This window comes from Stenotrophomonas sp. STEN063 (assembly GCF_056854515.1).
The window spans coordinates 40846-64714 of sequence record NZ_JBXFWF010000018.1; the positions used below are offsets into that span (position 1 = coordinate 40846).

At 62.0% G+C, this 23869-nt stretch carries 21 protein-coding genes, 1 tRNA gene, 1 other RNA gene and 2 pseudogenes; 12 read left to right on the plus strand and 13 right to left on the minus strand.

Going from position 1 to position 23869, the window contains the following annotated elements:
• Positions 1-336: 336 nt before the first annotated feature.
• Positions 337-433, minus strand: an RNA gene (gene ffs, locus AC1VWL_RS06950) — signal recognition particle sRNA small type.
• 310 nt (positions 434-743) lie between these two features.
• Between ffs and AC1VWL_RS06955 the strand changes: the two genes are divergently transcribed.
• Entirely contained in the window at positions 744-1061 is a 318-nt protein-coding gene (locus tag AC1VWL_RS06955; RefSeq protein WP_296247842.1) for a DMT family transporter, read from the plus strand.
• Between the two features lie 8 nt (positions 1062-1069).
• Here the strand turns inward: AC1VWL_RS06955 and AC1VWL_RS06960 are convergent, their stop codons facing one another.
• Positions 1070-1522: a GNAT family N-acetyltransferase gene (locus AC1VWL_RS06960; RefSeq protein WP_482986209.1), complete on the minus strand. Its 453-nt coding sequence runs from the start codon at positions 1520-1522 to the stop codon at positions 1070-1072.
• A gap of 158 nt (positions 1523-1680) precedes the next feature.
• Positions 1681-4032: a GH92 family glycosyl hydrolase gene (locus AC1VWL_RS06965; RefSeq protein WP_482986210.1), complete on the minus strand. Its 2352-nt coding sequence runs from the start codon at positions 4030-4032 to the stop codon at positions 1681-1683.
• Positions 4033-4247: 215 nt separating this feature from the next.
• On the opposite strand from AC1VWL_RS06965, the gene AC1VWL_RS06970 reads away from it, so the two are divergent.
• Complete coding sequence (locus tag AC1VWL_RS06970) at positions 4248-4505, plus strand: AbrB/MazE/SpoVT family DNA-binding domain-containing protein (protein ID WP_482986211.1); 258 nt, start codon at positions 4248-4250, stop codon at positions 4503-4505.
• The gene (locus tag AC1VWL_RS06975; protein ID WP_481615575.1) at positions 4502-4861 is read left to right on the plus strand and encodes a type II toxin-antitoxin system ChpB family toxin; all 360 of its coding nucleotides are present in this window, start codon (positions 4502-4504) and stop codon (positions 4859-4861) included. The genes AC1VWL_RS06970 and AC1VWL_RS06975 overlap by 4 nt, the downstream gene beginning before the upstream one ends.
• Before the next feature lie 347 nt (positions 4862-5208).
• Here AC1VWL_RS06975 and AC1VWL_RS06980 read toward each other — a convergent pair whose 3' ends face one another.
• Positions 5209-5946, minus strand: a complete 738-nt coding sequence (locus tag AC1VWL_RS06980; protein WP_482986220.1) for an NYN domain-containing protein — start codon at positions 5944-5946, stop codon at positions 5209-5211.
• 84 nt (positions 5947-6030) lie between these two features.
• The gene (locus AC1VWL_RS06985; RefSeq protein ID WP_482986212.1) at positions 6031-7596 is read right to left on the minus strand and encodes a hypothetical protein; all 1566 of its coding nucleotides are present in this window, start codon (positions 7594-7596) and stop codon (positions 6031-6033) included.
• 259 nt (positions 7597-7855) lie between these two features.
• On the opposite strand from AC1VWL_RS06985, the pseudogene AC1VWL_RS06990 reads away from it, so the two are divergent.
• Positions 7856-8884: pseudogene (locus AC1VWL_RS06990) on the plus strand (IS3 family transposase).
• Between the two features lie 155 nt (positions 8885-9039).
• Here the strand turns inward: AC1VWL_RS06990 and AC1VWL_RS06995 are convergent.
• From AC1VWL_RS06995 to AC1VWL_RS07005, 3 genes and pseudogenes are all read right to left on the minus strand, one after another.
• A complete protein-coding gene (locus AC1VWL_RS06995) occupies positions 9040-10191 on the minus strand; it encodes a phospholipase D family protein (protein ID WP_482986213.1) in 1152 nt (383 codons plus the stop codon).
• A gap of 167 nt (positions 10192-10358) precedes the next feature.
• A pseudogene (locus AC1VWL_RS07000) lies at positions 10359-10457 on the minus strand (DUF6538 domain-containing protein); the annotation flags it as partial.
• An 85-nt stretch (positions 10458-10542) separates the two neighbouring features.
• Positions 10543-10635, minus strand: a tRNA-Ser gene (locus AC1VWL_RS07005).
• A gap of 139 nt (positions 10636-10774) precedes the next feature.
• On the opposite strand from AC1VWL_RS07005, the gene dnaX reads away from it, so the two are divergent.
• The 4 genes from dnaX to AC1VWL_RS07025 all read left to right on the plus strand — a co-directional run bounded on the left by dnaX (position 10775) and on the right by AC1VWL_RS07025 (position 14227).
• On the plus strand, positions 10775-12796 hold the full coding sequence (gene dnaX / locus AC1VWL_RS07010; protein ID WP_482986214.1) for a DNA polymerase III subunit gamma/tau: 2022 nt from the start codon (positions 10775-10777) through the stop codon (positions 12794-12796).
• Positions 12797-12802: 6 nt separating this feature from the next.
• Positions 12803-13123, plus strand: a complete 321-nt coding sequence (locus AC1VWL_RS07015) for a YbaB/EbfC family nucleoid-associated protein (RefSeq protein ID WP_057629296.1) — start codon at positions 12803-12805, stop codon at positions 13121-13123.
• A 106-nt stretch (positions 13124-13229) separates the two neighbouring features.
• The gene (gene recR / locus AC1VWL_RS07020; RefSeq protein ID WP_282270729.1) at positions 13230-13829 is read left to right on the plus strand and encodes a recombination mediator RecR; all 600 of its coding nucleotides are present in this window, start codon (positions 13230-13232) and stop codon (positions 13827-13829) included.
• 50 nt (positions 13830-13879) lie between these two features.
• On the plus strand, positions 13880-14227 hold the full coding sequence (locus AC1VWL_RS07025; RefSeq protein ID WP_296252765.1) for a histidine triad nucleotide-binding protein: 348 nt from the start codon (positions 13880-13882) through the stop codon (positions 14225-14227).
• A 357-nt stretch (positions 14228-14584) separates the two neighbouring features.
• On the opposite strand, the gene AC1VWL_RS07030 is transcribed toward AC1VWL_RS07025, so the two are convergent.
• From AC1VWL_RS07030 to AC1VWL_RS07045, 4 genes are read right to left on the minus strand one after another with little or no spacing between them, the layout of a single operon-like run.
• The gene (locus AC1VWL_RS07030) at positions 14585-15109 is read right to left on the minus strand and encodes a Slp family lipoprotein (RefSeq protein WP_282270727.1); all 525 of its coding nucleotides are present in this window, start codon (positions 15107-15109) and stop codon (positions 14585-14587) included.
• Positions 15106-17058 carry a transglutaminase TgpA family protein gene (locus tag AC1VWL_RS07035; RefSeq protein ID WP_482986215.1) on the minus strand — a complete coding sequence of 651 codons (1953 nt, stop codon included), beginning with the start codon at positions 17056-17058 and terminating at the stop codon, positions 15106-15108. The genes AC1VWL_RS07030 and AC1VWL_RS07035 overlap by 4 nt, the downstream gene beginning before the upstream one ends.
• The gene (locus AC1VWL_RS07040) at positions 17055-18011 is read right to left on the minus strand and encodes a DUF58 domain-containing protein (protein WP_482986216.1); all 957 of its coding nucleotides are present in this window, start codon (positions 18009-18011) and stop codon (positions 17055-17057) included. Before AC1VWL_RS07040 ends, AC1VWL_RS07035 begins: the two co-directional genes overlap by 4 nt.
• A 1-nt stretch (position 18012) precedes the next feature.
• Entirely contained in the window at positions 18013-18939 is a 927-nt protein-coding gene (locus AC1VWL_RS07045; RefSeq protein WP_296252772.1) for an AAA family ATPase, read from the minus strand.
• A gap of 19 nt (positions 18940-18958) precedes the next feature.
• On the opposite strand from AC1VWL_RS07045, the gene AC1VWL_RS07050 reads away from it, so the two are divergent.
• A complete protein-coding gene (locus tag AC1VWL_RS07050; protein WP_482986221.1) occupies positions 18959-20842 on the plus strand; it encodes a glycosyltransferase family 39 protein in 1884 nt (627 codons plus the stop codon).
• 183 nt (positions 20843-21025) lie between these two features.
• Here AC1VWL_RS07050 and AC1VWL_RS07055 read toward each other — a convergent pair whose 3' ends face one another.
• A complete protein-coding gene (locus AC1VWL_RS07055; RefSeq protein WP_482986217.1) occupies positions 21026-21598 on the minus strand; it encodes a Maf family protein in 573 nt (190 codons plus the stop codon).
• Between the two features lie 115 nt (positions 21599-21713).
• Between AC1VWL_RS07055 and AC1VWL_RS07060 the strand changes: the two genes are divergently transcribed.
• The 3 genes from AC1VWL_RS07060 to AC1VWL_RS07070 all read left to right on the plus strand — a co-directional run bounded on the left by AC1VWL_RS07060 (position 21714) and on the right by AC1VWL_RS07070 (position 23583).
• On the plus strand, positions 21714-22220 hold the full coding sequence (locus AC1VWL_RS07060) for a YceD family protein (RefSeq protein ID WP_481534334.1): 507 nt from the start codon (positions 21714-21716) through the stop codon (positions 22218-22220).
• A 108-nt stretch (positions 22221-22328) separates the two neighbouring features.
• Positions 22329-22526, plus strand: a complete 198-nt coding sequence (gene rpmF / locus AC1VWL_RS07065) for a 50S ribosomal protein L32 (RefSeq protein WP_282270713.1) — start codon at positions 22329-22331, stop codon at positions 22524-22526.
• Between the two features lie 91 nt (positions 22527-22617).
• Positions 22618-23583: a beta-ketoacyl-ACP synthase III gene (locus tag AC1VWL_RS07070; RefSeq protein WP_482986218.1), complete on the plus strand. Its 966-nt coding sequence runs from the start codon at positions 22618-22620 to the stop codon at positions 23581-23583.
• Positions 23584-23869 lie beyond the last annotated feature (286 nt).

The window sequence follows — 23869 nt, forward strand, 5'->3', positions numbered from 1 at the left end:
CTTGGGCGCACGTAGAGCCCAAATTGTCCGCAGCAATGATCACTGAGCCCCTCTCCCGCCAGCGGGAGAGGGGTTGGGGTGAGGGCAAGGCCGGAGCCGGTCCAGATCAGCCTCACCCGAACCCTCCGCAGCAACGTGACCCGGGTAAGCGCAGCGCACCCGGGATGCGTGCCGGGGGCTCACAATCAAGAAAGGCCAGCTCGTGGCGGGCAATCCTGCAAAACAGCTGCACGGCCAGAGCCCCGGGTGCGCTGCGCTTACCCGGGCTACAACGCGCACAAGCAAAAGCCACCGCTTCATCAGCGGCGGAACTTTCCAAGGCCCAAAAAGGTGGCGACCCCGCCGGCTGACCTCGGCGCCCGCGTCGATCGATACCGTTGCTGCCTTCCGGCCCTGGCGGGATTTTCGACCTAGCGTCGCGAGGGGCCGACGGGGCCACCATAGAGACGGTTTGGCCGCGCTAGGCGCGGCCATTCACGATACGAGAGGCTGGGGCGATGCGATCATCAGCCGCCGATGCTTCATGGACCGGACACAAACTGGAGCAGGTCCTGATCGTGTGCGGCGATTGTAGCGTATGCACTACCGCCCGACCAGCGTTCCGGCTTGAACCCCGTGTAACCCGCAGCCGCCGTTTAGCGGCCCCAGACGCCCGGCTTGGATAGAATGCCCACCCAACGGAGGACGACCTCCGCCCATCACGGGACTTCACCCAGGACGGCCTGGCTTCTCTAGGAGGCTGTATGGCTTGGATCTATCTCGTGATCGCTGGTGCGCTGGAAATCGTCTGGGCGCTGGCAATGAAGCAATCCCACGGTTTTACCAAGCTGGTTCCCAGCATCGTCACCATCGTCGGCATGATCGCCAGCTTTTGGTTGCTGGCCTTGGCCATGCGCACCTTGCCGCTGGGCACGGCCTATACGATCTGGACCGGTATCGGCGCGGTAGGTGCCTTCGTCATCGGCATCATCTTCCTGGGCGAGCAGGTCAGCGCGATGCGTATTGGTGCGGCGGTGCTGATCGTCAGCGGCCTGGTGCTGATGAAACTGTCCAGCAGCTGATAACAGCCTCAGTCCTCGCGCAGCACCAACACCATCTCGACCGCATCCAGACCCGGGCCGTGGCCATCGGCCACGATCCGGGTCATGCTGAATCCGAGTCGCGCGTAGAAGTCCTGCGTGTGCTGACTGGTGCTGAGCTCCACGCGCTTCGCGTTCGGGCTCTGTCTGGCCTGCTGTAAACGGGCAAGACTCAATTGCCTGCCGAACCCCTGCCGATGCAGGCTGCGCTCGACCATGCCCCAGCAGAAAACGGCGACGCCATCGTCGCGTATCGCCAAACCGCCGCAGGCGACAACCTGGTCATCGTGCTCGATCAGGTGATAGTCGCAACCTTGCGCATCGCGCTGTAGAAACTGCTCGAAGTCTGCGCGTTCGGCTAGCGTGAAGTACTTGGGCACATTGCTGTCGAACAGCGACAAGCAGGCATCGGCATCAGCAGGTTGGTAGGGGCGAATCGGCATGTGCTGCAATCTAACAGCTGGGGAGGGGGGCTGCTTTGGCTTTGGTTTTGGTTTTAGCTTTAGCCCCTCTCCCCTTGCGGGAGAGGGGTTGGGGAGAGGGGAGCGCGAAGCGTGCTTTCAACGGTCAAACAACGCAAACCTAGCAGCACAAAAACCAATCAACGCGACATCGAATAAGGCAACGTCGCCGCATCCGCAGCCCAAGACTTGTTCGGCTCAGCCTGCATCGTGAACCGCAGCTCCCCGCCAGCAACAATCTCCTGGTGCGTCACATATGCACGGTCCAGCGGCTTGCCATTGAGGCTCACCGAACCAACATACGTATGCGCAGCATCCAGCCCGGTAGCAACGATGCTGAAACGCTTCCCATCCGGCAGATTCAAGGTCGCCTGCGGCAGGAATGGCCGACCGATGATGTACTGGTTGCTACCCGGCGTAACCGGATAGAAACCCAGCGCGGTAAACACATACCAGGCCGACATCTGCCCAAGATCATCGTTACCCGCCAAGCCGTCCGGGCGTGCCGCGTACTGCGTGTCCATGATCTGCTTCAAGCGTGCCTGCGTGCGCCACGGCTGCCCGGCATGTGCATACAGATAGGCAACATGGTGGCTTGGCTCGTTGCCATGTGCGTACCAGCCAATCAGCCCGGTGATGTCTTCCATGTGCGCGAAGATCGACGGATCAACCTTGGCTTCAAACACATCGTCCAGACGCTGCAGCAGCTTGTCGCTGCCACCATGCGCCGCAGCCAAGCCGGCGACATCCTGCGGCACATACCACGAGTATTGCCAGGCATTGCCTTCAGTGAAATCCGTGCCGTAACCGCTGGCGCTGGGATCAAACGGCTCGCGGAAACTGCCATCGCGCTTGCGCGCGCGCATGAAGCCTGTACCCGGGTCGAAGGCATGCTTCCAGTTCGCCGCGCGCTTGCTGAACTCGCTCGCTACCTCGGTCTTGCCCATGTCCTTGGCCACCTGTGCGATGGTCCAATCGTCATAGGCATATTCCAGCGTCTTGCTGGCTGCTTCGCCTTCCTCATCGATCGGCACATAGCCGAGCTCGCGGTACTGCGCGATGCCGTCGTACGGGCCATAGTTGGCGCTGGCGACCATCGCCTGCAGCGCTTCCTCGGTGTCGTAGCCACGGATGCCCTTCATATAGGCATCGGCGATCACCGGCACCGCGTGGTAGCCGATCATGCACCAGGTCTCCAGGCCGTGGAACGACCACACCGGCAGCACGCCGTAAGGGCTTTCGCGGCGTGAGGCCAACAGAGAATTGACGAAGTCATTGGTGCGCTGTGGCGGCTGCACCAGCGTGGCCAGCGGGTGCAGGGCGCGATACGTATCCCACAGCGAGAACGTCGAGTAGTTCGTCCAGCCCTTGGCCTGATGCACTGCGTTGTCCGGCCCGCGATAACGGCCATCGCTGTCCATGAACAAGGTTGGCCCAAGCAGCGTGTGATACAGCGCTGTATAGAAGCGCGTGCGTTCGTCCGCGCTGCCCTGCGCTTCGACTGCGCCCAACGCCTCGCTCCACTGCTGTTTGGCGGCAGCGCGCATGCCATCGAAATCCCAACTCGGCGCTTCCGCATCCAGGTTGGCAATCGCACCTTCCTCGCTGACCGGCGAGATCGCGACCTTCACCAGCAAGGGCTTACCGGCCTCCGGCACCACATCAAAGGCAGCAACCAGCTGCGGCCCTTCGATCTGCGCGCGCTGCGTCGGGTCTTTCTCGCCCGGCGGCGGGAAGCCCTTGTAGGCGACATCCTGCTCGGTGTCGTGTAGCTGATGGCCGCTGAGCGGCTGCGAGAAACGCATCGCAAAGTACAGCTGTCGCCCCGGCGCCCAGCCACGCGTCTCGCGGAAACCGGTAACCGTGCCATCGGCTCGCACCCGCAAGCGCGACCACAGGATCTTGCCCGGGTAGTCATACATGCTGGTGCGCAGGTCGAGCACTACATGTGCCGGCTTGCCAGCCGGGAAGCTGTAGCGGTGCATGCCAACGCGCGCGCTGGCAGTGAGTTCGGCGCGCACCTTGTAGTCGTCCAGCGTCACCGCGTAATAACCCGGCTGGGCGGTCTCGCTGGCATGACTGAAGCGCGAGGTGTAGCCGCTCAAGGGCTGATCGGGATCGCCGCGCTCCAGCTTCAGCTCGCCGGTAGTGGGCATCATCAGCAGATCACCCAGATCCGAATGGCCGGTGCCGGAGAAGTGCGTATGCGAGAAGCCGACGATGGTGCTGTCGTCATAGCGGTAACCCGCCGCCCAGCCATAACCGTTCTTGCGCGACTGGATGCGGGTATCGGGCGAGAGCTGGACCATGCCGTAAGGGACGGTCGCACCCGGATAGGTATGACCCTCGCCGCCGGTACCGATGAAGGGGTTCACGGCGGAATAGGCGGCTTCGTTGGCGGCGGGCGAGGCCGCCATTGCCGAAGACGGCGACAGGGAAGAGGTTGCTACGGTTGCTGCAAGCACCAACAGGGTCGCGCCAAGCTGCTTCATCCCGCACCTTTTGGATCGGTCTAATGTTGGGAAGCTAGCATGTCCAAGGACGGTCTGGCGGGCCATCGGTCCTGTCTGGATCTGAGACGCGGCGCTGCAAACTCCACTGTGGCAGGAGGTTGCCGACGGTGGTTTGGCTACTGAACCTGACCCGGATGCGGGTTTGCTGTGGCGGAAGTTTGGATCTACAATGTATCTACATCTGTGGAGGCATCATGCGCGCCAAAATTCAGCGTTGGGGCAATAGCGCGGCCGTTCGCCTGCCTGCATCCATTCTCAAGGCCATGGATCTGGGAAGTGGTGACACGCTGGAGATTGGCGTCGAAGAAGGCGCGTTGATCCTGACTCCGGTCAAGGCACGGCCCCGCTATCAATTGTCAGAGTTGCTGGCGCAGTGCGATTTGAACGCACCGCAGGATGACGAACTGGTCGCCTGGAACAGCAGCAGGCCGGTAGGAAACGAAGCGTGGTGAGCCGCCCGCGATTCGATCGCGGCGACATCATCCGGGTCCAGCTCAATCCAAGCGCCGGCCAGGAAATGCAGGGTGATATGCGGCCAGCACTGGTCCTGAGTCCAGCACCGTTCAACGGCACAGGTTTGGCAATCGTTGCCCCGATCACCCAAGGTGGAATGGTGGGGCGGAATGCAGGGTTCGCGGTGTCGCTGTCAGCGACGGGCACCGAGACGCAGGGCGTGGTCCTGGTCAATCACCTGCGCAGCATGGATTTGAATGCGCGTGGTGCACGAAAGGTGGAGCGAGCGCCTGCCAGTGTTGTGGATGAAGCGTTGGCGAAGGTAGCGACGTTTCTTGGGGAATCGGTGGAGTGAACTTGAAGATGCTGCGGGTATTGAGGTTGCCGGAGGCTCAAAGAGCGAGCGTTGCAATTCCATCGAAAGTGATTTCTTCGAGTCTCTGAACTTGGCCTTGGGAATTTTTTCGCTGGCTGGCAATTGACAGGAAAAAGCAAAGGCCACCCGATGGGCGGCCTTTGCTTTTTTATCTGGCGGAGAGAGGGGGAAGCAGTGCCTTGACCGTCCCGCCTAGCTCCGGAGGCGTCCACAAACCGGATTTGTGTCCTGTGGTGTGTCCCGGATGCTAGCCGACTCTGAAGTCTAGGGCCCCGCAGATGCGGGGCTTTTTTGGGCAATTCGCCAAGTGGCGGTAGCGGCCTACGTCAGGCTGTCTCTGCCTTAGGCGCCAGGCTTACAGACCACTGCCCATTTTCTTCCTGCTTGAGCGACAGGAGATCGTAGGTCTTCACCATGTTGAGAAGACCGGAATGCCCATAGATGCCAGGCGAGAAGCCGGAATCTGCTCGCTTTAGATATGAGCCTAAGGAGTTGAGACTTACCTTGCCCTCTGGGGTACTACCGGCAAGCAGTGAGACAGCCTCGATGACGAACCGAGGACGCCGCTTTGGGAGCGGCGCGCTGCCGGTGGTCTTGGTTTCATTAGTGGGGTCAGTAGGGTGCGGCGGGTCCTGAAGATCAGGTGGCTCTAGCGATGAGGCTTCTTGTGCGGACCACTCGAAGAACTGATCGCAGGCATTGCGCAAAGCATCGGGAGTCTCGGCTTCGCCGACGATCAGAACTGTGGCCCCGCGCTCACGGAGCTTCCTGCAGAGGTAGGCAAAGTCCGAGTCGCTGGTTACCAAGCAGAAGATGTCTGCCCTCTGATCGAAGAGCGCTTCCAGGGCATCCAAGGCCAGGGCGATATCGGAGGTGTTCTTCTTCGCTGCGTATTGGAACTGAAGGCATGGAGTGAAGGCCTGGCGAACCAAGGCCTCTTGCCAAGAGTTGCCTAAGGTAGTGCGATTGCCATAGCCGCGCCGAAGCGTTACGCGCCCGGCCTGTGCAGCCATGAGGAGCGCGAAATCCACGATTTCGGGAGCAACGTTGTCGCAGTCAATCATTACTGCGACGGTCGATTCTTGCGGTTGAGCCATGTTGATTTCCTTATCGCGTAGGGCATATGTGGTGCGACAGCTTGCCGCTGACTACCTCTTCCGCCGAACGATATGGTCCCCGGCTGCATCATGCTTCTTGTAGCTAACCCAAGCTTGCCCGTTGCTATCTTTGACAATCCTGAGCTTCTCGGGGTCTGCGGTGCTTTCAAAGGCATAGCCAGTCATATGGATCTCGACTGGGAAGTGACCGAGCGCCTTTCCAGCCACATCCAGTTGCCAATGTGTCTGAATGAGAAATTCGCCAGGAACAGTTATGAATTTGCGCGCCTCGGGGCCCACTAGATCGACTTCCATAGTATTAAGGGTAACGGATCTCTGTACGCCCCTCAGAAGATCGAAGCCAAAGTCGATGTCCTGGAAGTCCTCTTCGGAGAACACGTCTGACTTTTCGAGGATGAAGGGGGAGTTGAGGGCGCGACAAATCATATGGAGTCTGCTCAGGCTTCTGATGCGCTGGAACACAGGAAGCATCTGACCGATGGGCGACACCGCAGGGTTCAGTGGCTGGCGGATACCATTGAAGTCCAAAGTCAGCATCATTGCGTCCTCGGCAGCAATCTGGTCGGCCCATGTTGCTAGAGGGGCGAGAGTATCAAGCTCCTTTAGCGCGACTCCGTATATCGCGGAGCCCCTGATGCTAAGGTTAATTTCCGCCTTCAATGATGTCTCTACAACCGTGCACCGAATGATGATCGTCAATGGTGATGGGAGAGACTCATTCGTAATGCCTGCTCCTGCGGTGCCGTTGAATAGCTCGGCAGCTAAGCTCACTTCCTGCGCCAAGACGGAATATTCCTGGCCTGGACATACGAGGACATGGCCTTGGGTGGCTGCTTTCGTCTTCATGGTGAGCTTGCCATGAGCAAGTAGCGGCTTCATTTGATCCTGGAAGCCAGGGAGAGGCGCAAGCTTGAAGTCTTTTACGTCAAATGTGCGTGGGAGGCCATACAGATATGCGTCTCGGACCAGGGCTATGTTCTCGGCAGTTCCGACTGGTGTGAAGGATAGATCCAGCCGAGAAAGCCCCTTCGAGAGCTCCTGCGCTTTCTGAGTTTTGCTTTCGCCCGAACCCGAGGGCGCTCTTCGGGCGCTGCGCTTTGCTAGATCAATGGATGGCTGATTTCCGATGGATAGTGGATCTCGGGTTTGAAGGAGTGGCCCTACGATGTCCCACAGATAGCGTTCAAAGCCTTCACGGTCATTGAGGGCCTTTGAATGCTCGAACGTGACCACGCCTTTGCCATCGCCGATCAACTTTTCTTGATTGCCCTTCGCCCACTCTTGAGCGTGAACCCAATAGATGGAACGGTCGGGCGTTACCCTCAAAATGAAGACTGGGAGCACATTATTCGCATACTGCCGCAATCTGCTTTTGGAAACTTGAGCAGTGAGGCGGCTCCCTCTGGGGTCGACAGAGGTCCCTTTCACTTGTGCTAGAAAGTGAATGCCGTGGTAGACAGTGTGATCGGGAGTGATGCAAAGGTCGTAACCAATGTCTATCTGATCGTGCCCTACATTCCAGTTCCAATCTAAGAAGGCTTGTTCTACTGCAAGCTCTGCTTGTCGACCAGTCTTCTGAGATTTAGGGAAGTTCATCGGCCCGAACGAGAGGAGGTTGCAAGGATGACAGCCTACCACTGACTTTCGGACACATCATGGATAGAACTTCCTCTTGTCCTTCAGGCACCTCTTAAACTGCCCCTTGGCATAGACTGGAAGCGCGACCGCGACGTCCCCTCAAGATTGAGTGGCACAAGGGTTTGGAGTCCAATCCTCAATGACAAGGAGATTGGACGTGAAGAAGCGCTTTATCGAAGAATAGATCATTGGCTTCCTGCGTGAGGCTGAAGCAGGCATGCCCATCAAGGATCTTTGCCGCCGGCACGGCTTCAGCGAGGCCTCGTACTACCTGTGGCGCAGCAAGTTCGGCGGTATGAGCGTGCCCGACGCCAAGCGGCTGAAGGACCTGGAAGCGGAGAACGCGCGCCTAAAGAAGCTACTGGCTGAGCAGGTATTCGAGAACGACGTGATCAAGGACGCATTGCGAAAAAAGTGGTGACTGCACCAGCGCGCAGGCTGCTGGTGCGGAGCATGGTTGAGAAGGGGTTGAGCGAACGACGAGCGCTGGCGGTAGCGCGCATGAGCGCGCGCGTTGCGATATGTGCCCAGGCCCGACAACAACGCCGAGCTTCGTGAGCAGATCGCCGCTTTGGCGCAACGGCACAAACGCTACGGCGTGGGCATGATTCATCTGAAGCTGCGGCAAAAAGGGCTTGTTGTGAACTACAAGCGGGTGGAGCGCTTGTACCAGGAAGCCGGTCTACAAGTGCGCCGCAGGAAGCGCAAGAAGGTCGCAGTGGGCGAGCGACAGCCGCTGATACGGCGGTTCGCTGCAAAGGACTTCGTGTTTGATCGAACTGCTGAGGGTCGGGTGATCAAGTGTTTGACCATCGTCGACGATGCGACCCATGAGGCAGTTGCCATCGAAGTGGAGCGAGCGATATCGGGCCAAGGGGTATCCAGGGTACTGGACAGGGTGGCAGCTCAGCGCGGCCTGCCGCGAGTCATCAGGACGGACAATGGCAAGGAATTTTGCGGAAAAGCGATGGTGGCTTGGGCTCACGACAAGGAAATCGCCCTGCGCCTGATCGAGCCCGGGAAACCCAATCAGAACGCATATGTTGAGTCGTTCAACGGCCGGCTACGCGATGAATGCCTCAACGAACACTGGTTCCCAACATTGCTCCATGCCCGTACCAGCATCGAAAGCTGGCGACGTGACTACAACGAAGAAAGACCCAAAAGAGCACTCGGCGGAATGACACCTGCCCAGTACGCCGCGCAGCTGGCGGCGAAGACAGATAAGATCAAAACAGGACTCTAAACCCGACCTCTACTCAGGCCGGGGGGACGTCGCTGTCTTCACAGGAATCTTTATGGCCATCTTCCACACCTCAATCAAAACCTTCAGCCGAGGCAAAGGCCAATCCGCTGTCGCCGCAGCCGCTTATCGTGGCGGTCTGCTGCTGTCCGATTTCGTCACTGTGGATTGTATTCCGATGAATCCCAGATCAGCAGATCCAGCTCGGCTAGGTTTTTCGCGATGTAGCTAGGGTTTGCGCGGAGGGCAGCCCTAAGCTTCTTCGCGAGATCTATATATTTCGAGCCTTCGCTGGATCCGCGCGGAGCGCTGAGCTGATGCTTGACCAAGAATGCACGAATCGGATTGTTGAGGACGGGGTAACAGTCAGGGAATCGGAGGCAGAGCATTTCCGAAAGAAAAGCTCGGCGTGCTGGGTTGGCGCGATCATGAAGGCGGTCTATCTCTCGCCTGACGACATCATCACGGTCTCGTTTGGCAGCACCTTCAATCGCAATGAAAGCATTGGCTACTTCCTTAAAGTCTGCCGCCATTCCTAGTCTCTCCCAGCCTTTCCCTTGCAATCGATTGCCAAGCTCCATGCTCCAGTGACTCGGTAGCATTTTATAAAACTCTTTGTTCGTTACTTCACCATTCGCAGTTCGCCTGAAAAGGGTCATGAGTCCCTTTTTGTGCTTCTCAAAGGCCTTCATCTGGTCCTGACGTTCTCTGATGCGCTCCTTGGCGTTAGCGGGCCAGGGAAGCTTGAAGACCACGGTAGAGGCCTTGTCGGCGAAGGATGCTTTATTCTTATTACTGCCGATTTTTGGCGGGCGCACTGCCTCCCGATAGTGCTCCAGCCAGTCCTCTGACACTGGGATGGACCATTCCTCGATCCAGTCCATCCATGCTTTGACGTCATTGAACTCACAGGCGGAAATCGATACGAGGATGTTCGCTTCCACATTGCTGTTGAAGGCTGCTCTGCTCAAGTTCGAAGACCCGATGATCATGAACGCGTCACCGTTCACGTCCTTCCAGATGACTGACTTTGGATGGAATCCCTCGATTCCATCAGCAACCAGGAACTCTGCCTTCCTCGATGGGGCGAGCCACTTTAGGACCTTTCGACAGGCATCTTTTCGGGTAATGCCGAAGTCTTTTCCAACGATGAGGCGGAATCGCTTGCAAGCCGGTGATATCTTTAAAGTGTCGTCCCACTCGGTCAGGTATGCGGAGACCACATACAGCTCGGTCGCTTCTCGGAAGGCCTTGGTGTAATGAAAGCCGAGCTGACTTTTCTGCTTGCGCTGATGTAAGAACAGTTCCATGTTTTCCTTTTGCTAGTGTCCTGTAGGGTCCTGTCGTTTTCTCTCGCATGGGTTTCCGTCCGAAGCTTACAGGAGGGGTGGGCCGCTCCCTCGCTTCGGCGAGTGCTGCTGTGCCTTGACTGGCTGGAGACCGCGAGCCTTCCGCCAGTCTTCCTGCGAGGGGGGGCGGTACGTTTGCCGATGAGGGTTTGCAAGTCTGTGGGAACCCGTTGCCGGAACGACCAGGGCCCAGAGCGGGCTCGAACCAGGTGATGAGGGATGCGCATAGGGCGATGTGTCCCGGCTTGCGTCTTTCCCAGCAGACAATCCAGAAAAGCAAAAACCCCTGCGTTAACAGGGGTTTGCGTAATCTGGCGGAGAGAGGGGGATTCGAACCCCCGAAGCGCGGTTTAGACGCTTACACACTTTCCAGGCGTGCTCCTTCAACCACTCGGACACCTCTCCGGATCCTGCCGCGCTAATGCCTCGGCAGGGGCGTGGATTCTATAGGGACTGGCGGCTGTTCACAAGCACCCCCGGAACGGGGTGCTGGTGGATGGGTCGGGCGTGGCACAATGGGGCTTCAGATGAAGACGGTTGCCTGATGTCCTATCTCGTCCTTGCCCGCAAGTGGCGTCCGAAGCGTTTTGCCGAGTTGGTGGGCCAGGAACACGTGGTCCGCGCGCTGAGCAATGCGCTCGACAGTGGCCGCGTCCACCACGCCTTTCTGTTCACCGGCACCCGGGGTGTCGGCAAGACCACCATTGCCCGCATCTTCGCCAAGTCGCTGAACTGCGAGAACGGCACCAGCGCCGACCCCTGCGGTCAGTGCCGGGCCTGCCTGGACATCGACGCCGGCCGCTACATCGACCTGCTGGAAATCGATGCCGCGTCCAATACCGGCGTGGATGACGTGCGTGAGGTGATCGAGAACGCCCAGTACATGCCCTCGCGTGGGCAGTACAAGGTCTACCTAATCGACGAAGTGCACATGCTCTCCAAGGCGGCGTTCAATGCGTTGCTGAAGACGCTGGAAGAGCCGCCGGAGCACGTGAAGTTCCTGCTGGCCACCACCGATCCGCAGAAGCTGCCGGTCACCGTGCTCAGCCGCTGCCTGCAGTTCAACCTCAAGCGCCTGGATGAGGAGCAGATCCGCGGGCAGATGACCCGGATCATGACCGCCGAGCAGATCGAGTTCGACGACAGCGCGATCGTGCAGCTGGCACGCGCGGCCGATGGCTCGCTGCGTGATGGCTTGTCGCTGCTGGATCAGTCCATTGCCTATGCCGGCGGCGCGCTGCGCGACGATGTGGTGCGCACGATGCTGGGCACGGTCGATCGCACCCAGGTCAGCGCCATGCTCGATGCACTGGCCGATGGCGAAGGTGCGCGCCTGTTGCAGGTGGTTGCCGGACTGGCCGAGTTCTCGCCGGACTGGAGTGGCGTGCTGGACGCTCTGGCCGAAGGCCTGCATCGCATCCAGGTGCAGCAACTGGTGCCGGGTACTTCGGTGCCGGGTGAAGGCGTCGACGCCGTGGCCTTTGCCCAGCGCCTGCGGCCTGAAGTGGTGCAGCTCTGGTACCAGATGGCCCTTGGCGGCCGTCGCGATCTGCATCTGGCACCCAGCCCGCGTGCGGGCTTTGAAATGACCGTGCTGCGCATGCTGGCGTTCCGCCCGGCAGGCGCAGTGCCGGCGACGCCGGAAGGCAGCGCATCGGGGACTGGCGCAGGCGTGGGTGGCAACACGCAAGCCGCTCCTGCCGCTGCCGCTGCCGCCGCGTCGGCGCAAACCGCCAAGCCGGCTGTAGTTGCACCGGTTGCGCCTGTGTCAGAACCCAAGCCCGAGCCTGTGCCCGAACCCGCAGCCGTCGTGCCGCAGCAAGCCGCGCCTGCGCCGGAACCCGCAGCGCCCGCGCCTGAGCCCGTGCAAGCTCAGGTTGCAGCGCCGGCCCCGGTTCAAGCCGCCAAGCCAGTAGCCGCTGACGAAGACCTGCCGCCATGGGCGGTTGAGGCGGCTGAAGCGAATGCGCGCGATGAGGCAATGGCGGCCGAAATGGCCATGCCGGAAGCGCCCGAAGCCATTGAAATGCCGGTTGCAATACCGGTTGAGGCGCCGAAGCCGGCGCCGGTTGCCGCGCCGCAGCCGGTCCAGCAGGCCGAGCCGGTGCGCCCGACCGGCATCGCCATCGAGCCGGCGGCACCCGCAGAGTCAGTTGCACCGTCGCAGGGCGGGCGCAGCTTGAACGACGCAGAACAATGGCTGGACCTGATCGACGACAGTGGCCTGAGTGGTCCGTCGCGCGAGCTGGCCGCCAATGCCGCCTTCGTCAGTTTCCAGCACGGTGTGCTGCGGCTGGCCTTGTTGCCGGGCTTTGAATACCTGCAGTCTGAGCGCGCCTTGAATGCCTTGGCGCAGGCGCTGTCGCAGGCCTTGGGTAGCACGCCCAAGATCCTTATTGAGACCGGCAACGCCCAGGCTGAAACCTTGCACCAGCGCGCAGATCGCCAGCGCGGTGAACAGCAATCCGCGGCCGAAGCCGTGTTCATGGCCGACCCCCAGGTGCAGCAGCTGCTACAGCAGGGTGCACGGGTCGTGGCCGATTCCATCCGTCCTTTCAAAGAGTAACGAACCATGCGCGGCAATATCGCCCAAATGATGCAGCAGGCCCAGAAAATGCAGGAAAACCTGCAGAAGGCCCAGGAAGAAATCGCCAAGTTGGAAGTCACCGGCAGCGCCGGCGGCGGCATGGTCAGCGTGACCCTGAGTGGCACCAAGGAGTGCCGCAAGGTGCGTATCGATCCATCGGTGCTGAGTGATCCGGAAATGGCTGAAGACCTGATCGCAGCCGCGTTCAACGACGCCGCCAACAAGATCGATGCCGAATCGCAGAGCCGCATGGGCTCGGCCACGGCTGGCATGAAGCTGCCGCCGGGCATGAAGCTGCCGTTCTGATGTGGCCCGCGCCGGCTCGCCCGGCGCATGCACGTCCCCGCGCCGCGAAGCCTCCGGGCTTCGCGCGCTTGTTTTAGCGATACGCTGCTGTGATGAGACCGTTGCGATGAGCCTGCCGCTGCTGGAACAACTGATCGAAGCCTTCCGGGTGCTGCCCGGCGTTGGCCAGAAGACTGCGCAGCGCATGGCTTATCACGTGCTTGAGCGTGCCCGTGACGGCGGCCAGCGTTTGTCGGAAGTGCTGGCCGAGGCCATCGAGAAGATCGGCCACTGCAAGCAATGCCGTGATTTCAGCGAAACCGAGCTGTGCCCGGTCTGCGCCAGCAGCAGCCGCGAGCGGCAGATGCTGTGCGTGATCGAATCACCGGCCGATCGGCTGGCGATCGAGCATGCAACCAGCTACCGCGGTGTGTATTACGTGCTGCAGGGGCGCTTGTCACCGCTGGATGGCATCGGCCCGCGCGAGCTGGGCCTGGATCAGCTGGAAACGCGCTTGGCACAGGGCGAGGTCACCGAGTTGATCATCGCCACCAACTCCACTGTTGAAGGTGAGGCCACCGCGCATTACCTGGCGCAGCTGGCTCGTCGCAACAAGGTGCGTCCCAGCCGCCTGGCGCAGGGCCTGCCTCTGGGCGGCGAGCTGGAATACGTGGATCGCGGCACCTTGTCGCACGCCTTCGGCAGCCGCAGCGAAGTCGGCGAATAAGCCGCGTCGGGGTTGTAAGCTGTAGGTCGTTTACTGCAGCGAGCTCCCACATGACCGACACCATTTTCGGCAAGATCATCCGCCGCGAAATCCCCGCCGCCATCGTCTACGAAGACGATGAAGTGCTGGGTTTCAAGGACATCGCTCCGCAGGCGCCGGTGCATGTGCTTTTCATCCCGAAGAACGAGGTCATCCCGACCCTGGATGATCTGCAGCCGACGCAGGCGCATCTGATTGGCAAGCTGGCCTTGGCGGCTGCGGCGTATGCACGCCAGGAAGGCTTTGCCGAGAATGGCTACCGCATCGTGATGAACTGCCGCGAAGATGCCGGGCAGACCGTATTCCACATCCACCTGCATCTGCTGGCGGGTGCGCCCTTGGGGCATTTCGGCGCGTGATTTGATGCTGTTGTGTTGATTGTGGGAGCGGCGTGAGCCGCGAAGCTGACAACAACAAAACAACGACCGATCCCTTTGGCTCAGCCAAGCCGCTGTTGATTGCGGGACGTAGTTCGCGGCGGATGGATATCCAGCTTCGCGGCTTACGCCGCTCCCACAAAAAAGAGCGGGACGAGCTTTGCTCCCTCCCTTTGCCGCAGGCAAGGGGAGGGTTGGGGAGGGGTTGGTTTTGCCTTTGCCTTTGCCTTTGCCTTGCTGTGTTTGATGGATCTGTAGCTTCGCGGCTTACGCCGCTCCCACAAAAGAGCCAAAGAAGCAAACAAAAACGCCGCCCCTTGGGGCGGCGTTTTCAGTTTGTTACCACCAGCCGCGGTAGCCCCAGCCCCAGCCGGGACCCCAACCCGGGCCCCACGGGCCGTACGGGTAGGCGGGTACTACTTCCACTTCGCGCTGTACCGGCCACAGATAGACCACGTCGGCGGAGAGCTTGGGAAGCGGGTAGTCGTATTCGCCGATCTTGGTGCTCTGGTAGCCATCGATGCGGCCGATGAAGGTCACGTCGCGGCCCGGCTCGAACACCGCCGGATCATAGAAACCGCTGCGGCAGGCAAGGAAGCGGCCATCGCTGGCATCGCTGGACGTGGTGCTCGGGCGGCCGCTGGCATTGAGCGGGCGGGCCAGCATCTGGAAGCAGGTTTCGCCCTGGCCCGGGATGGTCTCGATGATGCGGCCACCCCAGCGTACCGGCGCGCCGGTCTGCTTCTGCGCCACTGCGTCACGCGGCGAAACGGGGGTGAACTGTCCCTGTAGCGGCTTGGGCGCCGTGGCACAGGCAGCCAGCACCAGGCTGGCGGCGGCAACGAGGAGGATGCGGGTCTTCATGTTCGTACTCCGGGTTTCGGGCGGTGCCTGTGCAGGTCCGCCAATAATGAAACGACATCCGATCGGACGCCAGCGTAGCGCGCCTGAGTGAAACGCTGGCTGAGCGCCAGCAGGTCGCTGCCAGGTCGGGCACGGTCGACGCGGCTGGCCCAGTCGCTGGCGGTCTCGAAGGGCTCGCGGCCCAGCCCCAGCCGTTGGTAGCGACGGTCCAGCCGGTGCCAGGCACGCAGCAGCGGGTCGCGTTGGCGCTCGCCACGGGCCAGCAACCAGGCCATCAAGCCCACGGCAAGAACCGCAAAACCGGCAAACAGGGCAACCAGCTGCGAGGGGCTCAATTGCTTGATACCGAAACCGCTGAGCAGGCGCTGCTGACGTTGGGCATCGAAAGACAGTACGGCGGTGTTCCAGCCGCGGCGCAGATAGTCGCTGTACTGCAGCAGGCTGCTCCAGCGACCGGACAGGTTCAGTCCACTGGTATTGCTGTCGCCGATGCGGTCTTCCAAGGTGTCGTAGATGCGTTCCGGGGCGACGGCTGCGGTGGGATCAACCCGCACCCAGCCGCGCTGCGGCAGCCAGACTTCGGCCCAGGCATGCGCATCAAGCCGGCGGACTACCCAATAGTTGCCGAAGCGGTTGCGCACGCCGCCGGCATAACCGGTGACAACGCGTGCTGGAACGCCTGCGCCACGCATCAGCACCACGAATGCCGCGCTGAAGTGCTCGCAGTAACCGGCCTTCTGGTCGAACAGGAATTCGTCGACGGAGTGGCGGCCGGCCAGCGGCGTGTTCAAGGTGTAGGCGAACTCGCGGTGGATCCAGTCCAGGCTGCGCTGTACCAGCGCGGCATCATCATTGCCGGCCTCGCTGCGCCATTGTCTGGATAACGCCAGCGTGCGCGGGTTGAAGCCGTCGGGCAGTTGCAGTGCCTGCCACCGTAGGCGTGCCGGCAGTTCGGCCTGGAATGCCTGAGCCGGGCTGGACTGCATACGCCAGCGGGTCAGCGCGGTAAGTGGTCGCGCTGAGGTCAGGCTGTAGTCGGCATCCAATTGGCTTCCTGCAGGTGCCTGCAGGGGCAGGTCCAGCGCGACCAGTTCGCGCTGGTCGGTGGGCTCGTAGTCGATCTGGTAGTCCCAGCGCTGCGCGCTGTTGGTCACGCTGGGCATCTGTTCGGAGCGTTGACTTCGCATCCGCGACCAGCGCCGGCCATCGAAGCGCGTCAGTACCGGCCCGCGCCAATAGCGCTGTTCCTGCGCCGGCACCGGACCGAAGAACTCGACCCGCAGCGCCGGACTGTCATCGGCCATCATGTCGCCCAGGTCACCGGGCTGCATGCTGTCGGACAGGCCGGGGCGCCCCACCACCCGATCGGGTGTGCCCCATAGCGGCGTTGGCAGGCGCGGCACCAGCCAGAATGCCGACAAGGCCAGCGGCAGTGCCAGCAACATCAGCCCGCCGACCGTGCGTAGCTGGGCGCGCGGTGGCAGATGGGCAATGCCTACTTCTTCATCGGCTAGGCGTTGCAGCGCGAGCAGGGCGGCTACCACGGCGGCGGCTGACATCAGCAGGGTGCTTGGCCCCTGGTCGAGCAGGAAGGCCGCGAATGGCGCAAACAGGCTGAAGCCAATCAGGCTGCGCGCATCACGTAGTGTGCGCAGCTCGCTGGATTTGATCGCCAGCATCGCCGCAAGCAGGGCGCAGCCGTTGTCGCGGCCGGGGTTGGCGCCCATCTGCCAGTAGATGCAGATCAGCATCACGCCGATCAGCAGCAGGCGCAGCAACAAGGGCATGGCACGCCGCCATGACCACAGCGCTACCAGCAAGGCGGTGATTCCGAACAGCGCCGCCAGCACGCCCGGCAGCTGCAGCAGCAAGGGCAGCAGCGAGAGCGCCGTGACCAGATTGATCCAGAGGCGGCTGCTGGCGCTTATCGCGGGTGCGGGCGTCTTCATGCGTCTGGCAACAGCGCCAATGCGCGCAGGCAGAGGTGGCGATGGGCGTCGCCGCTGGCTGGCCCGAATGGGGGCTGCCCGGGCAGACGCAGTTGATAGCTGCGGCCTTCGCGTTCGGCCTCATCCACCCAGCGCGCCAGGCGCGAAATGCGGCGTTCGTGGGGCAGGGCCAGCAATTGCTGCCAGTCCAATACCAGCTCGGCGCCATAGGGGCGCTCGTACTCGCGCACCAGCAGTTCGTCGCGTCGCGCCGAGTGCTTCCAGGCGATGCTGCGGCGCGAGTCGCCGCTGCGGTAGGGGCGCATCTGCTGCAGTTCTTCGCCTTGTGGATGCACGCGGGTGCGGGTGGAGGCGCTGCCTGCATCCGGCAGCGGCGGCGCATTGGTTTCCGGCGCGGGATAGACCAGCAACGCGGTGTCTGGCCAGAACCATGCCCAGGCGCGGACCAGGCCCAGCGGCTGGGTGCTGGTGATCCGGATGCGTGACAGATCCAGCCAGCCGCGTTGCTGGGTGGGTAGCCAGAGGTCGGCTTCGGCCTGGCTGTCCTGCTCCAGATTGAGGTGGGTCTTGGCCTGTGAGTAGTCCAGCTGCAGGGCACGGCGCCAGCGGCGGTCACCGCGCGCAAGCGCCAGCCGCAGGCGGATGGGGGTGCCTGCGGCCACCGGGTCGGCGGAAACGGCTTGCAGGCGCAGGCCTGACAACTGCAGGTGCGCCTGCACGGTGCTGGCCAGCGCGGTCGCGCCCAGCACCAGCGCCAACAGCAAGGCGGGGTTGTTGTTGTAGTTCAAGGCGCCAAGCAGCATGACCGCGAGCAAGGCCGCCAGGAACAGGCCGAAGCCGGTCGGCAGCACGTAGATGCGGCGTCTGTCCAACTGCATCGGCAGCTGTTCCGGTTGCCGTGGGCGGGCCAGGAACTGCAGGGATTGCAGGCGCTGCCGCAGTGCTGCCAGCACCTCAATCCACCTGCACGCTGTGCAGCAGGGTGCGTGCCAACGTCGGGCCGGAGGATGCTTCGGCTTCGGCAACCAGACGATGCCCGGCGACGGCGATGAACAATGCCTGCACGTCTTCGGGGATCACATGCTGGCGGCCAAGCAGCAGCGCATGCGCCTTGGCCGCGCGCAGCAGGGCGATACCGGCGCGTGGCGACAGGCCGACACGCACGCCCGGGTGTTGGCGACTGCGGGTGATCAAGGCCTGCACGTAGTCAATCAGGGCGTCACTGGCATGTACCTGGCCAACGGCTTCGCGCAGCATGCGGATGTCCTGCTCCGATAGGCAGGGGGTAACCCGTGCGATCAGGTCACGGCGGTCTTCGCCTGCCAGCAGGGCGCGCTCGGCGTCGGCATTGGGATAGCCCAGGGTCAGGCGCAGCAGGAAGCGATCCAGCTGCGAGTCTGGCAGCGGGAATGTGCCGGACATGTCCACCGGGTTCTGCGTGGCGATGACGAAGAAGGGATCCGGTAACCGGTGGGTCACGCCATCCAGCGTGACCTGCTGCTCGGCCATCGCTTCGAGCAGGGCGCTCTGCGTGCGTGGCGGTGCGCGGTTGATTTCATCAGCCAGCAGCAGGTTGCAAAACACCGGGCCGGGATGGAACTGGAAGCTGCGGCTATGCGCCTCGTAAACCGAGATGCCGAGCACATCGGCAGGCAGCAGGTCGGAGGTGAACTGCACGCGCTGGAACTGCAGGCCCAGGCTGGAGGCCATCGCGTGGGCCAAGGTGGTCTTGCCGAGGCCGGGCAGGTCCTCGATCAGCAGATGTCCGCCGGACAGCAGCGCGACAAAGGCCATCCGCACTTCCTGCGCCTTGCCGAGCAAGAGGGAATTGACCTGCTGTTGCGCTGCCGATAGGGACTGTAGTGTGACTTCGGTTAGCATTCCGGGCGGCGCCATTGTCATGGTCGTCTCGATACTTGGGCTGAAGGAAGTGTACGTGCCAAACAGGGGTGAGCAACGCGCATACGTAACGTTCCTTGTGCTGTGGGTGCTGGTCACCACAGCCAAGGTGCTGTTGGCTTCGCAGTTGACGCTGTTCGTGGACGAGGCGTTCTATTGGCAGGAAGGCCAGCATCTGGCTGCCGCCTATTCGGATCTGCCCGGGCTGACCGCGTGGTTGACGCGACTCGGCGTCGAGGTATTCGGTGACCATCGGCTTGGCGTGCGCATGCCGTTCCTGATCATGGGCGCGGCGCTGCCGTGGATGGTCGCCGGTATCTGCACGCGCTGGTTCGGCGTGCGCATGGGCTGGCGCGCGGGCTCACTGGCCTTGTTGATGCCGTTGTCGGCGACGCTGGGAATCCTGGCGGTGCCGGACGTGCCGATGGCGATTGCCGCCCTGCTGTGCCTGGATGCCGGCGCACGCCTGCTGCGTGGGGTGGGTGCTGGTGGCGCCTTGCTGCTGGCCTGCGGCCTGTTGATGGGCGCACTCAGTCACTACCGCTTCATTGGTGTGATCGTTGTTGGTTTCATTGCACTGGTGCTGTTGCCAGAGGGCCGCAAGGCCTTGCGTGATCCGCGGGTGTGGATCGCGCTGTCGGTGGGCTTGGCGGCGTGGACGCCACTGATGGCATGGAATCTGGACAACCAGGATGCTGGGCTCAAGTTCCAGGTGATCGAGCGCCATCCGTGGGCGTTCCAGTCGGAAGGACTGCTGTTCCTGGTGATCCAGCCAATGCTGGTGACACCGCTGTTGTTCGTGGCGATGGCGGTGGTGGCCAGCAGGGGGCTGCGCAATGTGCAGGGGGGCTTCCATCACCTGCAATGGCGCTACTTTGCCTTGGTCGGCGCTACCTCGACCTTGCTGATCTTCGCATTGGGGTTCTTCACCGATGTGGAGCGGATCAGCTTCCATTGGCCGCTGCCAGGTTACCTGGCCTTGCTGGTCTGCGTGCCTGCATTGCTCACGCATTGGTCGCGCCCTTGGCGGCGTGCATTGTGGGTGCTCACCACGCTGGGTCTGGTGTTGGCGATGGGCTACTATCTGGTTGCCGCATCACCCGGCTTGCGTGAGCAACTGGCGGGCAGCAAGTACTACCCGCGCAATTTCGCCGGTTGGCAGCAACTGTCCGAGGGTGTGCGCGAGGAACTGGCGCAGATGCCGGAAGATACCCAGGTGCTGGCCGGCAGCTTCAAGGTCGGTGCGGAGTTGGGCTTCCGTCTCAACGATCCGTCGATCAAAGTGCTGCCACATGAGCTCAATGATCGGCATGGGCGCACCGCGCAGCTGGCGCTCTGGAAGTTGATCAGTGACGGTAGCCGCACGACGCCGGTGCTGTTGGTACTGGCACCGGGCGATCAGCGTTACCGCGATCTGCTGCAGCGTTACCACAAGGTCTGCGAGTTGGTGGGGCCGCTGCCGCCGCCGAAAGTGATCTCACTTGATCATGGGTTCCAGCGTTTCCTGTTGTTCCGCTTGCCGGCCGAAAAGCAGCAGGGGCCATGTGTGACACCTGCAATGGCGTGGGTGGAAACCCCGCTGGCGGGTCAGGCTGTGGGCGGTGCGCTGGAAGTCAGTGGCTGGGCTTTCAAGGATGGCGTGGGATTGTCGCGGGTTGAGTTGCTGCTGGACGGTCGTAGCGTAGGGGACGCCGTCTATGGGCGCGCCTATGACGTGCGCCCGTTCTGGAAGATATCCACCGATCCGCAACATCCGAATACCGGTTTTGATGCAAAGCTGGATACCTCAGGCCTGAAGCCCGGCACGCATTGGCTGGGCCTGCGCCTGCATGGCAATGACGGCAGCGTCGAGACCTGGGCCGAGCAGCCGTTCGAGGTTCAGTAGCGTCGCTTACGATCCAGGACGGCACGCAACAACGCCGTAGCCCGGGTAAGCGCAGCGCACCCGGGGCTGTTGGCGGAGATCTGCATTGCCGGTAGATCGCGGCCGTTGGCGGAAAGATTGAACCACCGGTAGACAGTGGTTCCCGGGTGCGCTGCGCTTACCCGGCTACGGCAAAGCCGCAGGCTAGGGCAGCTGATAGCCGGCCTGGCGCAGCAGCTGTGAGGTCTTTATCAGCGGCAAGCCGATCAAGGCCGTAGGGTCGCTGCTCTCGATGGCGTCGAACAGCGTGATGCCCAGGCCTTCGCATTTGAAGCTGCCGGCGCAGTCCAGGGGCTGTTCGGCGTCGATGTAGCGCTCGATCTCAGCGGCCTGCAGGGGCCTGAAGCGGACCCGGGTGAGATCGATGGCCTGATGCTGGGCAATGCCATCGCTCACGCAGACCGCCGTGTGGAACAGCACTTCATGGCCGGACATCGCCGTCAGCTGCGCAATGGCGGCCTCGCGGGTGCCGGGTTTGCCCAAAGGGTGCCCATTCAGCTCGGCGACCTGGTCCGAGCCGATCGCCCAGTTGCCGGAGTGCTGGCGGGCAACCGCGGCGGCTTTGGCGGCGGCAAGGCGCTGCGCCTGGGCTGCCGGCGACTCGCCGGGGAGCGCGGCTTCGTCCACATCCGGGGCCGCTGAACTGAACGAAATCCTGAGCCGGTTAAGCAATTCAGCGCGATATCGGGACGTGGAGGCGAGAATCAGGGGCTTCATGTGTAAAAATACGCAGCTCGGGACGGCCAGTCTGCTGCGCCGCTGCCGGTCTGACAATGTTTCCGTCGCTATGGATTTGACAGCGGCGTGGCTACTCCTTAACATTCTGCAGCTTATGTCCGCGAACGTACCCGAATTGCTGGATGCTTGGCGGATGGTCATTGCGCGCAGGCGCTTTGATGGCCAGGTGCCTTTGTCCGAATTGACCCGCTTGCAGGGTCTGGTTGCCGATACCGAAGGTCAGTGCACGTATTCACTGGAATTCGATCGAGACAACATCTTGCAGGTGTCGTATGTCGATCTGACCATCGATACCGAGCTGCCCTTGATCTGTCAGCGCACCATGCAGCGTTTCCTGCTGCCGGTGTCGATCAAGCAGCGCTTGGGCTTGATCAAGGACGAAGAAGAAGAATCTGCGCTTCCAGAGGAGTACGAAGCGATGCTGGTGCCCGAAGACGGCAGCCTGCGTCCGCTGGACCTGGTGGAAGACGAGTTGGTGTTGGCGGTGCCGGTGGTAGCGCTGGCACCTGGAAGCGAGGCAGTCGAACGTGACTTCAGCGCGACCGAAGAAGAATTGAGCAAGGCCAATCCCTTTGCGGCATTGGCGGCGCTGAAGAAATAATTGCGGCCGGTAATCGTCGGCGGCTGCGGCGAAAGCGAGTAGTGCTGGACGCTGGCGTCCTGTGCAATTAAACGACGAAGCAAACGAAACCGAGTTTGGAGCAATCCCATGGCTGTGCAGAAATCCCGTGTTACCCCGTCCCGCCGCGGCATGCGTCGTGCCCACGACGCCCTGAGCGCAAAGCAGCTGTCCACCGATCCGACCACCGGTGAAGTGCACCTGCGTCACCACATCACTGCTGACGGTTTCTACCGCGGCAAGAAGGTGATCACGACCAAGTCGACCCTGGTCGTCGAAGAAGATTGATTTGTGACGGCTGCCGCCACCTGAGCGTGGCGGTTGTTGCACCGATTCTTCCGGGGCCGCCTACGGGCGGCTTCGCGCAATAGGAAACAGCATGAGCAAGCGGATCTACTCGAGGATCGCGGGCACTGGTAGTTATTTGCCCGAGAAAGTGTTGACCAACGATGATCTGACCAAGATCGTCGAGACGACCAACGAGTGGATCGAGTCGCGCACGGGTATCCGTGAGCGGCACATCGCTGCCGACGACGAGACCACCAGTGACCTGGGCTACCACGCCGCCACGCGCGCGCTGGAAGCTGCCGGCATTGAGGCCTCGCAGCTGGACATGATCATCGTGGGTACCACCACGCCGGATCTTATCTTCCCGTCTACCGCTTGCTTGATCCAGGCCCGCCTCGGCGCGACCGGCTCGGCGGCGTTTGACGTCAATGCGGCATGTTCGGGCTTCCTTTTCGCCCTGAGCGTGGCTGACAAATTCATTCGCAGCGGTGATGCCAAGCACGTCTTGGTCATCGGTGCGGAAACCCTGACCCGTATCGTTGACTGGACCGATCGCACCACCTGCGTGTTGTTCGGCGATGGCGCGGGCGCCGTCGTGCTCAAGGCCGACGAAGACACCGGCATCCTCAGCACCCATCTGCATGCCGACGGCAGCAAGAAGGAGCTGCTGTGGGATCCGGTTGGCGTGTCGGTTGGCTTCGACAAGCCGGGCAAGATCAACATGAAGGGCAATGACGTGTTCAAGTACGCCGTCAAGGCGCTGGACTCGGTTGTTGATGAAGCCCTGCAGGCCAACGGCTTGGACAAGTCCGACCTCGATTGGCTGATCCCGCATCAGGCCAACCTGCGCATCATCGAAGCCACGGCCAAGCGCCTGGAAATGCCGATGGATCAGGTGATCGTGACCGTCGACAAGCACGGCAATACCTCGTCCGGCTCGGTGCCGCTGGCGCTCGATGCCGCGATCCGTTCGGGTCGTGTCGAGCGCGGCCAGTTGCTGTTGCTGGAAGCCTTCGGTGGCGGTTTCACCTGGGGCTCGGCGCTGCTGCGCTACTAAGCGCCTCCGCAAGCAGATCTACCGCACGGGCAGCCAATGGCTGCCCGTTGTCGTTGGCGCCGCCTGTATGCCGGGCATGGTTCGGCACCACGCCCCCTCCCTTTGCCGTAGGCAAGGGGAGGGCTGGGGAGGGGTGCCTTGCGCTGTAGATCTGCGAGCTTCGCGGCTCACACCGCTCCCACAGCGCAAAACCAACCTGTAGTGGGGGCGGCCGGGGGGGGCGGTCACAGCACGACCCTACCCCAGCAACCACAGACGCCCGGCTAAAGACCCACGCACCTTCACG

What these genes read in the sequence shown, in the direction of transcription:
- AC1VWL_RS07015 (WP_057629296.1), top strand. Translation starts at nt 12,803, where the DNA reads ATGCGCGGCAATATCGCCCAAATGATGCAGCAGGCCCAGAAAATGCAG.
- AC1VWL_RS06980 (WP_482986220.1), bottom strand. Translation starts at nt 5,946, where the DNA reads ATGATTGACTGCGACAACGTTGCTCCCGAAATCGTGGATTTCGCGCTC.
- AC1VWL_RS07050 (WP_482986221.1), top strand. Translation starts at nt 18,959, where the DNA reads ATGGTCGTCTCGATACTTGGGCTGAAGGAAGTGTACGTGCCAAACAGG.
- AC1VWL_RS07030 (WP_282270727.1), bottom strand. Translation starts at nt 15,109, where the DNA reads ATGAAGACCCGCATCCTCCTCGTTGCCGCCGCCAGCCTGGTGCTGGCT.
- AC1VWL_RS07025 (WP_296252765.1), top strand. Translation starts at nt 13,880, where the DNA reads ATGACCGACACCATTTTCGGCAAGATCATCCGCCGCGAAATCCCCGCC.
- AC1VWL_RS06955 (WP_296247842.1), top strand. Translation starts at nt 744, where the DNA reads ATGGCTTGGATCTATCTCGTGATCGCTGGTGCGCTGGAAATCGTCTGG.
- AC1VWL_RS06995 (WP_482986213.1), bottom strand. Translation starts at nt 10,191, where the DNA reads ATGGAACTGTTCTTACATCAGCGCAAGCAGAAAAGTCAGCTCGGCTTT.
- AC1VWL_RS07060 (WP_481534334.1), top strand. Translation starts at nt 21,714, where the DNA reads ATGTCCGCGAACGTACCCGAATTGCTGGATGCTTGGCGGATGGTCATT.
- rpmF (WP_282270713.1), top strand. Translation starts at nt 22,329, where the DNA reads ATGGCTGTGCAGAAATCCCGTGTTACCCCGTCCCGCCGCGGCATGCGT.
- AC1VWL_RS07070 (WP_482986218.1), top strand. Translation starts at nt 22,618, where the DNA reads ATGAGCAAGCGGATCTACTCGAGGATCGCGGGCACTGGTAGTTATTTG.
- recR (WP_282270729.1), top strand. Translation starts at nt 13,230, where the DNA reads ATGAGCCTGCCGCTGCTGGAACAACTGATCGAAGCCTTCCGGGTGCTG.
- AC1VWL_RS06965 (WP_482986210.1), bottom strand. Translation starts at nt 4,032, where the DNA reads ATGAAGCAGCTTGGCGCGACCCTGTTGGTGCTTGCAGCAACCGTAGCA.
- dnaX (WP_482986214.1), top strand. Translation starts at nt 10,775, where the DNA reads ATGTCCTATCTCGTCCTTGCCCGCAAGTGGCGTCCGAAGCGTTTTGCC.
- AC1VWL_RS06970 (WP_482986211.1), top strand. Translation starts at nt 4,248, where the DNA reads ATGCGCGCCAAAATTCAGCGTTGGGGCAATAGCGCGGCCGTTCGCCTG.
- AC1VWL_RS06960 (WP_482986209.1), bottom strand. Translation starts at nt 1,522, where the DNA reads ATGCCGATTCGCCCCTACCAACCTGCTGATGCCGATGCCTGCTTGTCG.
- AC1VWL_RS07055 (WP_482986217.1), bottom strand. Translation starts at nt 21,598, where the DNA reads ATGAAGCCCCTGATTCTCGCCTCCACGTCCCGATATCGCGCTGAATTG.
- AC1VWL_RS07045 (WP_296252772.1), bottom strand. Translation starts at nt 18,939, where the DNA reads ATGCTAACCGAAGTCACACTACAGTCCCTATCGGCAGCGCAACAGCAG.
- AC1VWL_RS07035 (WP_482986215.1), bottom strand. Translation starts at nt 17,058, where the DNA reads ATGAAGACGCCCGCACCCGCGATAAGCGCCAGCAGCCGCCTCTGGATC.
- AC1VWL_RS06985 (WP_482986212.1), bottom strand. Translation starts at nt 7,596, where the DNA reads ATGAACTTCCCTAAATCTCAGAAGACTGGTCGACAAGCAGAGCTTGCA.